General features: G+C 46.2%; 9 protein-coding genes and 1 pseudogene. 5 read left to right on the top strand and 5 right to left on the bottom strand.

Going from position 1 to position 12,058, the window contains the following annotated elements; all coding sequences use genetic code 11:
- Window positions 1–262 precede the first annotated feature (262 nt).
- Window positions 263–892 carry a precorrin-8X methylmutase gene (locus tag ACLGGO_RS02415; RefSeq protein ID WP_446340025.1) on the top strand — a complete coding sequence of 210 codons (630 nt, stop codon included), beginning with the start codon at window positions 263–265 and terminating at the stop codon, window positions 890–892.
- A 177-nt stretch (window positions 893–1,069) separates the two neighbouring features.
- Here the strand turns inward: ACLGGO_RS02415 and ACLGGO_RS02410 are convergent, their stop codons facing one another.
- Both ACLGGO_RS02410 and dapB read right to left on the bottom strand, forming a co-directional pair.
- Complete coding sequence (locus ACLGGO_RS02410) at window positions 1,070–1,768, bottom strand: phosphate ABC transporter permease (protein WP_446340027.1); 699 nt, start codon at window positions 1,766–1,768, stop codon at window positions 1,070–1,072.
- A gap of 158 nt (window positions 1,769–1,926) precedes the next feature.
- On the bottom strand, window positions 1,927–2,754 hold the full coding sequence (dapB, locus tag ACLGGO_RS02405; protein WP_446340029.1) for a 4-hydroxy-tetrahydrodipicolinate reductase: 828 nt from the start codon (window positions 2,752–2,754) through the stop codon (window positions 1,927–1,929).
- A gap of 193 nt (window positions 2,755–2,947) precedes the next feature.
- Between dapB and ACLGGO_RS02400 the strand changes: the two genes are divergently transcribed.
- The 4 genes from ACLGGO_RS02400 (at window position 2,948) to ACLGGO_RS02385 (ending at window position 9,777) form a co-directional block, all read left to right on the top strand.
- Window positions 2,948–3,412 carry an ATP-dependent zinc protease family protein gene (locus ACLGGO_RS02400; protein WP_446369279.1) on the top strand — a complete coding sequence of 155 codons (465 nt, stop codon included), beginning with the start codon at window positions 2,948–2,950 and terminating at the stop codon, window positions 3,410–3,412.
- 7 nt (window positions 3,413–3,419) lie between these two features.
- Window positions 3,420–4,325, top strand: a complete 906-nt coding sequence (rimK, locus tag ACLGGO_RS02395; protein WP_446340034.1) for a 30S ribosomal protein S6--L-glutamate ligase — start codon at window positions 3,420–3,422, stop codon at window positions 4,323–4,325.
- A gap of 175 nt (window positions 4,326–4,500) precedes the next feature.
- A complete protein-coding gene (locus tag ACLGGO_RS02390; RefSeq protein ID WP_446418142.1) occupies window positions 4,501–5,457 on the top strand; it encodes a succinylglutamate desuccinylase/aspartoacylase family protein in 957 nt (318 codons plus the stop codon).
- Window positions 5,458–5,577: 120 nt separating this feature from the next.
- On the top strand, window positions 5,578–9,777 hold the full coding sequence (locus ACLGGO_RS02385; RefSeq protein ID WP_446418141.1) for a CHAT domain-containing protein: 4,200 nt from the start codon (window positions 5,578–5,580) through the stop codon (window positions 9,775–9,777).
- 165 nt (window positions 9,778–9,942) lie between these two features.
- On the opposite strand, the gene ACLGGO_RS02380 is transcribed toward ACLGGO_RS02385, so the two are convergent.
- From ACLGGO_RS02380 to ACLGGO_RS02370, 3 genes and pseudogenes are all read right to left on the bottom strand, one after another.
- Complete coding sequence (locus tag ACLGGO_RS02380; RefSeq protein ID WP_446340040.1) at window positions 9,943–10,362, bottom strand: helix-turn-helix domain-containing protein; 420 nt, start codon at window positions 10,360–10,362, stop codon at window positions 9,943–9,945.
- Entirely contained in the window at window positions 10,346–10,645 is a 300-nt protein-coding gene (locus ACLGGO_RS02375; RefSeq protein WP_446340042.1) for a type II toxin-antitoxin system HigB family toxin, read from the bottom strand. Before ACLGGO_RS02375 ends, ACLGGO_RS02380 begins: the two co-directional genes overlap by 17 nt.
- Window positions 10,646–10,865: 220 nt before the next feature.
- Window positions 10,866–12,020, bottom strand: a pseudogene (locus tag ACLGGO_RS02370) (NAD(P)/FAD-dependent oxidoreductase); the annotation flags it as partial.
- Window positions 12,021–12,058 lie beyond the last annotated feature (38 nt).

Below are 12,058 nucleotides of genomic sequence, written 5' to 3'. Positions count from 1 at the left end.
ATTTTCTGAGCAAAAATACCTGCTAAAAAAATGAAAGCGGCAATATCATCCAGATTGCTCCTGGTGACACGTTGGCTAGTTTTACAGGATAAGCGATGGTGCAGGCTCCCTCGCGATTTATCCGAGGGATGAAACTGAGCGATCGCGAAAGTTTTCGGTCTACTGAATGTCAGAATAGTCTGATAAGCTATCTAGGAAGCTGACTTAGGGTCAGCCCTAAAGTTGTCACGGCTCAAAAATCGGGTTGGCATTGAGAGACACCATGGAATGGCACGGAACAGATGCTCAAAGTTTGGCAATTATCGATCGCGAAATTGGCGCTCATACCTTTTCACCCGCCGAGTACGAAATTGTGCGCCGGGTGATTTATGCAACAGCCGACTTTGAGTATCAAAAGCTGATTCGCTTTTCCGAACGTGCCTTACAAGCCGGTGCGGCGGCGCTAGCGGCTCGTACTACGATTGTGGTTGATGTGCCGATGGTACAGGTGGGAATTACGCCTCACATCCAAGAAACCTTTGCCAATCCCGTCTATTGCAGCATGGAAGCCATCACGCGCCCGCAAAAAGAAAAGACGAAGGCGGCTTGGGGAATTCAAACCCTAGCCAGACGCTACCCAGAGGGGATTTTTGTCGTGGGTCAAGCGCAAACGGCGCTAACGGCTTTGGTGGAATTGATCGAGGCTGAGGAAATCCGCCCCGCACTTGTTATTGGTACGCCTTCAGGATTTGTTGAGGTGGATGTTGCTAAATCCCGACTCGAAGATTCCTTAGTGCCTCATATTCGCATAGAAGGGCGCAAAGGTTCATCGGTTGTGGGGGCGGCTATTGTTAATGGACTGGTAGACTTAGCATGGCAGGCGTATGGGCAGGATAGTGCGGGTGTCAGTTGAATTTTGGTGCGCGAGCGTAGGGAAGTTTTGACCCTTCGCGACCCTCGATTGCATGGTGTTGAGTTGTGTGTAGGGGCGGGTTTTACTGCTATCGTTTCTTTCCTTACCCAGATGTAACTCGCACCCGCCCTGACTAATGCAGCCTACTTCCCCAGCTTCCCCGGCTCCCCCATCCCCTCAACGTCGGCGACGGCGAGTCTTAACCACACGCTTAGCTGGATAATCATCCTCCTCGGCTTGAGTTAACTTGCGACTAACCTGGTTAAACACATCATGCTGTAAGTAAGGATAGTCACTTACCCAGATATTCAAACGAGGAATATAAATATCACTGCTTTTGGTAATACGGGATAAATCAGGCTGATTAGACATCACCACCATCTGGGCAATTTGACCGGGAACAATGCCTTTGTGAGTGCGGCGTAGAGGGACTTGTAGAAGCGTGGTAAATCCAGTCTCGTCACCGACTTCTAGATTAAGGCATCGCTCCCGATTTTCCACAATCACCAACTCACCCCGATTGTTGACATTTTCTTCAGTACCAATCAATTCTTCGGTGACAAATACATCCAATACTCGACCTTGCCAGAAGCCGCTATATTTATAGCGACGTACCTCCAGATTACGCCGACTTGCCCAATAGACAGGGCTCCAAAACCAGTACAACCCAGTGATAATAACTAAGAGAAAGCGTAAGGGATCAAACCCCTCACCCAAAAAGAGTCCTAAGAGCAATACGACGACTACAGCGACAACCGAAATCAGCAGTCGCCTTAAAAACTCTGGGAACTTACCCCAGTAGTAAGAATACTGGGGAGCTGTCGCAATCAAGGGAATGATTTGCTCAAAGGTCTGGCGGGTAAGTGGTACTAGCATGGGTTTTAGTCATTGGTCATTGGTCATTGGTCATTGGTCATTGGTCATTGGTCATTGGTCATTGGTCATTGAGTCACATTGAAGACTAGGAAAAAACAAAAGACGTAGCGTGCTTCTTTTCGAGAGCAAATATGACAAAGGACGAATGACGAATAACATTACAATATTTTATCTAATCCGTAGATGAGAGATTTGAGCTGAGTTACCTTGCGAATGGCAAGCAAGACTCCTGGCATATAACAAGAGCGATCGCTGGTATCATGACGCAGGGTGTAGATTTGACCAGTAGCACCAAAGATAACTTCTTGGTGAGCGATTAAACCGGGTAAGCGGACACTGTGAATGCGAATGTTGTCATTGGCGACACTACCCCTAGCCCCGGCTAATTTTTCCGTTTCTTCTACCGTAGCTGGATTATAGGTTTTGCCCAATCCGGCTAATTGTTGAGCGGTTTGAATCGCTGTACCGCTTGGGGCGTCAGCTTTTTGATTGTGGTGGAGTTCGATAATTTCAACGTGGTCAAAGTAGTGGGAGGCTTGGATGGCGGCTTGTTGCAATAAGACCATACCAATGGAAAAATTGGGAATAATTAAGGCACCTGTGGTGGCTTTTTCGGCAAACTCACCCAAGTCTTGGATTTGATCACTCGTGAGTCCAGTTGTGCCGACAACCGGACGAACCCCATAAGCAATCGCGGTGCGGACATTCTCATAAACGCTGTCAGGGTGGGTAAAATCCACCATCACCCCCTGCACTTTTTCCTGAGTCGCCATGACTAGGGTTGCTTGCAGGTCGTTCAGAATGGGAATTTCCAATGCACCACAACCCGCGACTTCCCCAACATCTTGACCCATATAGTGCGGGTTGCTATCGACAGCACCAATTAAGGTCATATCTTCGGCTTGACTGATTGCCTTAATCACTTCACGACCCATTTTACCCGCCGCACCGTTGACAACAACGGGGATGGGAGATGCATTTGACATGGTTTTGCTTTATCCTTGAGACTCGTCAAGGGAATTTTAGCTTCTTTTGGCGATAGGCGGCGTTGTAGAACACAATAGTAGGGGCATGGCATTGCCGTGCCCCTACAGGCATTGCCGTGCCCCTACAGGTATTGCCAGCACCGCCAATAAAACGTAAGTGTTTTCCCTATTCCAGCAAGTGTGAACAAAATTTATGTCCAAGTCCTTATCTATTATCGGCTGGCGGGAACGAGTTGCCTTGCCTAATTTAGGAATTTCCCAGATCAAAGCTAAAATTGATACCGGAGCGCGTTCCTCCGCCTTACACGCTTTTGATGTAGAAACCTTCTCACGGGATGGCAAAACCAGGGTTCGGTTCAAAGTCCATCCCTACCAACGGGATAATCATCGCACTGTCTGTGCCGAAGCTGAACTGATTGACCAGCGACAGGTTCGCAATTCTGGGGGTCACGCCCAGTTACGACCCGTCATCCAAACTATGGTAGAACTAAACGGGGAGCGCTGGTTGATTGAACTCACTCTGACCAACCGAGATGTCATGGGATTCCGGATGCTGTTAGGGCGTCAAGCTATCCGCAAACGTTTTTTAGTCGATGCGGGTCGGTCTTTTGTCCAAAGTTCAACCGGGAAGCGCAAAGTTAAGCAAACGACTCTATAGTTCTGGTATGAAAATAGCTATCTTGTCCCAGGATGCTTCGCTATATTCCACGCGACGCCTCAAGGAAGCGGGGGAAGCGCGGGGTCATGACATGCGGGTGATTAATTACCTGCGCTGTTATATGAATATTACGTCTCATAAGCCAAAAGTTGTGTATCAAGGGCAAGTTTTGGAACAGTTGGATGCGATTATTCCCCGCATCGGTGCGTCTAAGACGTTCTATGGGACGGCTGTGGTGCGCCAATTTGAAGTGATGGGTGTGTTTACGGCGAATGAATCCCAAGCCATTTCTCGTTCCCGCGATAAGTTACGCTGTCTTCAGATTCTCTCCCGTGAAGGTGTGGGACTTCCGGTGACTGGGTTTGCTCACTCCACTCAAGATATTGATGGGTTAATTGACATCGTTGGCGGTGCGCCTCTGGTGATTAAATTGCTCGAAGGGACTCAAGGGATTGGTGTGGTTTTGGCAGAAACTCATCAAGCGGCGAAGTCGGTGATTGAAGCGTTTCGCGGTTTAGATGCCAATATTTTGGTGCAGGAGTTTATTAAAGAAGCTGGGGGTATGGATATTCGCTGCTTTGTGATTGATAACAAAGTTGTGGCGTCGATGAAGCGACAAGGCGCACCGGGCGAATTTCGTTCTAATCTGCATCGGGGCGGTAATGCTGAAAAAATTAAGTTAACTCCAGAGGAACGGAGTACGGCGGTACGGGCGGCGAAAGCGATGGGATTGAGAGTCGCTGGTGTGGATTTGTTGCGCTCTAATCATGGTCCGGTGGTGATGGAAGTTAACTCATCCCCTGGTTTAGAAGGAATTGAAAACGCTACGGGTGTGGATGTGGCGGGGAAAATTATTGAATTTTTGCAAAAAAATGCAGCATCAGGAAAAACGCGCGATCGCATTCAGTATTAATCTTAGGGAACAGGGAACAGGGAACAGGCAATAGTGAATTCTAGAACTCAAACCTTAGTCAGGGCGGGTTTAGTTAAGTTAGGGGTTTTCTCCTAAACGTTATCGGTAAAACCCGCCCCTACACACTCAAAATTCAAAACTAAAGACGCGCCATGGCACGTCTCTACATTGAACTGTGAATCATGAAACTATAACAATTGGTGGGATTAGTGTTGCACCCGGAGAACGGAAACGCACAGAAATTCCGGTCGCCCGCCTACCGACGCAAACGCTGCTCTCGCTACCGGTTACTGTGATTAATGGCGTTGAGGCTGGACCACGACTGTGGATTAGTGCGGCGATTCATGGCGATGAAATTAATGGGGTGGAAATTATTCGCCAAGTCTTAGAACGGATTAATCCGTCTCAGCTTCAGGGTATCCTGATTGCGGTGCCAATTGTTAATGTTTTTGGCTTTATTGAACAATCGCGTTATTTGCCCGATCGCAGAGATTTAAATCGTTCGTTTCCTGGTTCCTCTCGTGGTTCTTTAGCCTCTCGTTTGGCGGATTTGTTTATGACTGAAGTAGTGAGTCGCTGTACCCATGGGATTGACTTGCACACGGCGGCTCAACATCGCACGAATTTACCGCAAATTCGGGCGAATTTGGATGACCCAGATACTTATTACTGTGCTAAAGCTTTTGCTGCACCCCTGCTGATGCATTCAACAATGCGTGATGGATCTTTGCGCCAAGCGGCGACAAAACGAGGTATCCCGATCCTTGTGTATGAGGGGGGTGAGGCGTTGCGATTTGACCCGGATGCGATCGCAATCGGTGTAGACGGTATCCTACGGATGATGGTGGGGTTAAATATGATTGAGTTGGCGTTTCCTCATTCTTTGCACCCATCATTAGAAGTTAAGGAAACTAAGTGGGTACGAGCGCCCCGTAGTGGGATTTTGCGTCTTAATGTTCGATTAGGTCAGCGAGTTGACAAAAAGCAAATTTTATGTATTATTTCTGATGCCTTTGGTGAGAATAGCACTAAAGCTTATGCACCCTTTGATGGCTTAGTTATTGGTCACACGCAGAATCCATTGGTGAATCAGGGCGATGGGATTTTGCATTTAGCGGTTTTGAGTGATTAGGGAATAAGTATGACAATAGATAGTAGAAAATTAAACTCATTTAAATTTTTGTTGCTAGAGAAAAAATAAACAAGAACACTAAGATAAAATTCAGTCTGTTTGTGCCAGGAAATTCACCTGATGAAATCTGCTCAGTGGTGCTTGACCGGACTGTTTACTCTCTTAGCTGGAACTCTACGCCTAGTAACGGCTGCTCCAGTTTTGGCTCAATCGATTATCCCCGCCTCAGACGATACAGGAACAACTGTCACTCAAAATGGCAATCAGTTTGATATTCAAGGTGGCAGTTTGTCAAGTGATGAGACAAATTTATTCCACAGTTTCCAAGAGTTTGGCATTGATTCGGGTCAAATTGCTAATTTTCTGGCAACTCCAAACATGAGAAATATTCTGGGACGAGTGATGGGGGAAAATTCCTCCATTATTAACGGGTTGATTCAGATGACTGGGGGAACGGCAAACTTATATTTAATGAATCCGGCGGGAATTGTTTTTGGGTCTGATGCTCAACTCAATGTTCCGGCTGACTTTACGGCAACGACGGCGACAGGAATTGGGTTTGGGAATAACTGGTTTAATGCATTTAGTAACAATAATTATCAGCAGTTTGTCGGAGACCCCAGTCAATTTGCCTTTGACTTATCCCAAGGGGGAATAATTATTAATGGGGGTGAATTGGCGGTTGAACCCGGACGGGATTTAGCGCTACTGGGTGGACAAGTTGTGAATACGGGAGAGCTGACAGCATCCGGGGGAACGATTACAATCGCGGCGGTGCCGAATTCTCGTTTGGTGAAAATCTCCCAACCGGGACAAGTGTTAAGTTTCGAGGTGGAGTTACCGAGGAATAATGGGGGGTTAGCGTTACCCAAAAATCCTCTGGATTTAGCCGCGTTGTTAACGGGTTCAGGCAATATTGTGGAAACTGGGGTAGAGGTAACTGCATCGGGAGAGATACAGACGGATTCTGGGAGGATTATACCAAGTCAGGTTGGGGTTGCGATCGCGTCAGGAAAAGTTGAGTCAGGTACAGGTCATATTTCGATCTTGGGAATTGGCGGAACCGAAGAGAATACTACCTCAAATATTCCTGGTATCCAAATTAGTCAGGGAAGCCGTGTCGAAGCGATTGGACAAGGAATAATTACTTTAAACGGTACAGGAGGAAGCGGCGGAAATTTCAGCGAAGATAATAATCGAGGTAATCGGGGAATCTCGATTGAAAACGCTACAGTATCTTCCCAAGATGGCACTATTCATCTCATCGGTACTGGGGGTTCTGGAGACAATGGTTTACATTATGGGGTTTCTATTGGTGGTCAGGGGGGAAGTGTCCAGTCAACAGGAACAGGAATGATTATTGTTGAGGGAACTGGAGGGAATGGAGGAGACGGAACGTTACATGGTAGTCAAGGGATAAAACTTGATTTAGGTGGTTTAGTTAGTAGCAAAGATGGGGATATTCAGTTTGTTGGTGAGGCGGGAACTGGACCGGATCAATTTAACCATGGGGTTGAACTGTTTCGGGGTTCTATTGTTGAGGTGACAGGAAAGGGAACTATTACGATTGAGGGAATTGCTGGCGCGGGAATAACAGAAAATCATGGGATTAGGGTTCAGGAATTGGGTGAAAATAATCCCTCTCGGATTACGGCGAGGGATGGTGCGATTACTCTAGTCGGTGTGGGTAAGGGAACAGGAGAAAATAACTATGGCATTGATTTAAGAGGGGGTGGTGTGGAGACAACCGCCGACGGAACTCTAACCCTGGAGGGAATCGGTGCTAATGGTGCAGCCGGGATTAATGTGCAAGATGGTTTTATTCAAGCCAGAGGAACGGGAGAGAGTACAACAACCTTGATCGCGGATCAGATTCGGGTAGTGGATACTCCAAATATCCCGCAAACGCCACAAATTCAAGGGACAGGAACGGTGGTGTTATCCCCCCTTGACCCGACTGTAAATATAACCATTGGAGATACAACCAATAGTAATAGGAATACCTGGAATCTGGATAGCGATAAACTGAATTTATTCCAAGAGGGATTTGAGCAACTTGTGATTGGTGGGGAAGATAATCAGGGTACAATTACATTGACAGATGATATCACGTTTAAAGTCCCCGTAATTTTGCGATCGCTAGTTGGTTCAGGGGCAATTGATACCACAGGTTTTACCCTGACTGGCACTCAGGATGCCACGATTACGCTACAAGCTAATCAAAGTGTCACCACGGGTACTATTATCAATCCAGGTCGTAGGATTACCCTAACAAGTAATGGTTCGATTAATACCCGTGCTGGAATCCTTGATAGTCATGATCAAACCAGCAATGGGGGAGCGATTACTCTAACTGCTGTTCGGGATATTACCACAGGCAATATTGACAGCAGTTCCGGTGGAAATGGTCAAGGTGCAACCATCACTTTAACCAGCCGTGATGGAGAAATTATCACGAATGATCTCAACAGTTCTGGATTCAGTGGCGGTGATATTTTAATTGATGCGGCGACGGCAATTACAACGGGAAAAATTAATAGCAGTGGTACTATCAGCGATGGTGGTAATGTTACTTTAGACCCCATTGGTGATATCCAAGTTACCTTTATCAACGCTCAAGGGGGAAATAATGGTCAAGGGGGTAAAGTTGATAGTACTGCTGGTCAATTTTTCCGCGCCACGGGAACATTTATTGACCGGGATGGGATTAACGCTAGCATCTCTACGGCTGGGGGATTGGGTGGAAATTCTATCACGCTCAGACATGGTGGAGATGGTGTCACTCCCTTTATCGTGGGTGATGGGACAACCAATGGAACCAGGGGAACGATTACCAGTGGCGATTTCACTATTTCCCCAACTCAATCCTTTCTGTTTACTCAGAAGGTAGGTAATATTCAGATTATCAGCGTTGATTCCCCACCGATTTCAACGCCTCAACCGATTCCGAATACAGATGAAACGAATCCTCCTATCAATCCTGTTAATTTACTTAAACCTGTCACTGAAACCCCTTTCTACACCGACGAAGACGAACTCGGCAAACTTCCCCTAGTTGAAGTTGATACCCAAGTTGCCAAATGGGAAGAATCATTAACTCGCGACTATGAAACCTATTTGGAACTCAAGGATATTTCCATTCTGACTCTCGCAGATGCCCGGGAAACTCTACATCGTATCGAACAAGCTACAGGGGCGAAACCTGCGCTTATCTACGCCATTTTTGTACCCACTACAATTGCCAGTCAAGATAGTCAATTCTCAACTGATGCATCTCCCTCACGAAATAGTGATAAACTTGAAGTTATCCTCGTTACTGCGAATGGGCAACTCATACGCCGCACTATACCCGGTGCAACCCGCGAAAAAGTAATGGATACCGCCAACGAATTACGTCGCGCCGTTACCGATACTCACATCCCTCTTCCCTATGAAAGTTATGCCCAACAGCTTTATCAGTGGTTAATTGCCCCCTTAGAAACAGAATTAAAGACGCAAGAAATTAATAATCTCGCCTTCATTATGGATCAGGGATTGCGTTCCCTACCCCTGGCGGTTTTGCATGATGGGGAAAAATTTATAATTGAAGAATATAGTATCGGTTTCATGCCCAGCCTTTCTCTCACCGATACCCGCTATCGAGATGTGAGAAATTTGCAGGTTTTAGCCATGGGTGCGTCCCAATTTACGGATCAAAACCCATTACCGGCTGTACCTACTGAATTATCCGCGATCGCGACTCAATTATGGCAGGGTGAATCGTTCCTCAATGAAACCTTTACCGCCGCCAATTTGAAAACAGCGCGGGCATCCCATCCCTTTGGTATCATCCATTTAGCTACCCATGGCGAATTTAAACCCGGTAAGCCAAATTCTTCCTATATTCAGTTTTGGGATAGTAAACTTAAACTGAGTGATATCCGCCAGTTGGGATTACATGACCCCACCGTTGAACTGATGGTATTAAGTGCCTGTCGGACGGCTTTAGGGGATGAAGAGGCGGAGTTAGGATTTACAGGGTTAGCGGTACAAGCTGGGGTTAAATCCGCCCTGGGAAGTTTATGGTATGTCAGTGATGAAGGTACTTTAGGGTTAATGATTAACTTCTATGAACAATTACAGCAAGCGTCTCTGAAATCAGAGGCATTGCGACAGGCACAATTAGCCATGACTCGGGGACAAGTGCGATTGGAAGGGGGTTACTTGATCACACCAAATCGTCGCATTACCTTACCGCCAGAATTAGCTAATTTGCCAGATAAGGAATTAACTCATCCGTATTATTGGAGTGCTTTTACCTTAGTGGGAAGTCCATGGTAATAAAATTTTTAATCTTAACCATTCACGTCAGAAAGAGGGCATTTTTGTAGGGGCGGGTTTCACTACTATCGTTTCTTCCTTTACCCAGATGTAACTAAACCCGCCCTGACTGAGGAATGCGATCGCCTATCTTGTAAGTTGGATTCCGTTCCTGGTATCATTGGCTTATTTGCCAAAGTCTTTAGCCGTCAGGGAAAGTCCAGGACTCAAATCATTAAACAACTTAGCTAGAGACTCAGCTTGAAATTTGCTAATGCCCCTTTCACCATTAACAATCTCCCTGACAAGCTCAAGAGAACCAAAAATCTCCACCAAAGTAGCAGGTTGCACATCAAACTCGTGCATTAGGGACTCCATTGTAGCGACAAGAGTAGACTTACCCATCGGATAATGTTGAGCCTCGTAAGTCTCAATCAGAAAAACTAACAAATCAAAAAGCATCGTTTCCGCTTCCGTCAACTCACCCGACATCATCCCCTCTACTACACTCAAGGCTCTCTGATACTCCGCCTCTGTGTTAATGAGCTTAGGCTGATACTGAATTAGTAAGTCAGCATAGGTTTTTTCACTAGAAGTAGGGATCATTTTTCCACCTTTCCTTATCGTATTCAGCATGAGTCATAATATATTTAATAAAAATTGTCTGCCTGGAATATTTAATATCCACAATCAACCGATAGTTATTACCTTTGATGTTGAACACAGTAAAATTACCAACCGCTTCTGCCTTGGGATACTTTTTCTGAACATCTAATAAATTCGACCACTTCGCTTTAGATGCAAAGTTATACCAGTCATTGAGAGCATCTTCAGAATCAGCGTGTTCTACCCAGAATTCCCGTAATTTGACTTTACTGATTACATGCATCCCTTCTTTTCTCTGTAGCCTGTATCCGTTGCCAGTTTTAAACAGCGAAACCCTATCTACAGGCGCACATATTTTTCCATTTTAAAAGTATACCAGGAAAATAGTGCGATCGCTCTTATCCTAATCAGAAGGCGCATAATACCCCGATGTTATTGTCTTGGTACACATCGATAGGGCACAGGCTACGTGCGCCCCGATAGATTGAAGTAAGAGTAGCCAACTAATCCTCTGAATTAGTAATCAACCTAGCGCCACGGTTACGGGTGAAATATCCCCATGCCCATTGCACCATGACGATAATTTTATTATCAAATTCAATCAGGAAAAAGATATGAACAAAAATCCAGGCTAACCACGCCAAAAATCCGGAAAATTGTATAAAACCTAGATTCACCACAGCCGCATTGCGTCCAATCACGGCTAAATTGCCGTAGTCTGTATAATGAAACGGGGGTAATGCTTCTCCTTTGAGGCGTTTCTGAATTAAAGAAGCCACATATTGTCCCTCTTGCATGGCAACGGGGGCGACACCGGGTAAGGGTTTGCCATCGTCGTATTGGTGGGGGAAATTGGCTAAGTCACCAATGACAAAAATATTGCCATATCCTGGTACAGTGAGATCAGGATTAACAATCACTCGTCCGGCGCGATCGCACGTTGCTTCTGTAGCCTTAGCCAGCACCTCTCCTATTGGGGAGGCTTTCATCCCGGCTGCCCAGAGGATGGTTTTTGCGGTAATCTGTTCTGTGCGATCGCCAGTCCGAATTGTTACCTGATCCTCGTCTATATTCGTAACCAGTGTCTTCGTCTGTACCTGAACGCCTAAATGCTCAAGTTCCCCTTGTGCTTCGGCGGACAACTGAGGCGGATAGGGAGGCAAAACTCGATCCATCCCTTCTAATAAAATAATCTTAGTTTCTTTTGTGTCAATGTGGCGGAAATCTTGGTGTAACGTCGTATGAGCAAGTTCGGCTAATGCCCCTGCCAATTCTACCCCTGTCGGTCCACCGCCGACAATCACAAAGGTTAACCACGCCCGACGTTGATCTCGATTGGTTTCTTTTTCTGCCCTTTCAAATGCCAGTAAGATGCGCCGCCGCATTTCTAAAGCATCTTCAATGGTTTTCAATCCGGGCGCTTTCTCTGCCCATTGATCATTGCCGAAATAGTGATGACTTACACCTGTCGCCACAATTAAGGTATCATACTTAATCGTGTTACCATCTTTAAGTTTAATCAAGCAATCCTGGGGATTGATATCTATCACCTCTCCCATCAATACCTGAGTATTTTTCTGACGCTTAAGTACGGCGCGTAGGGGAGAAGAAATATCTCCAGGGGATAAACCACCTGTAGCCACCTGAATCGCGAGGGGCTACCCCTTCAACGAAGTAAGGGGTAGGGGGATAGCGG

The organism is Coleofasciculus sp., assembly GCF_046565525.1.
Lineage (GTDB): Bacteria > Cyanobacteriota > Cyanobacteriia > Cyanobacteriales > Coleofasciculaceae > Coleofasciculus.
The sequence above is the reverse complement of the archived record's forward strand: the minus strand, read 5'-3'. Positions and strand labels throughout refer to the sequence as shown.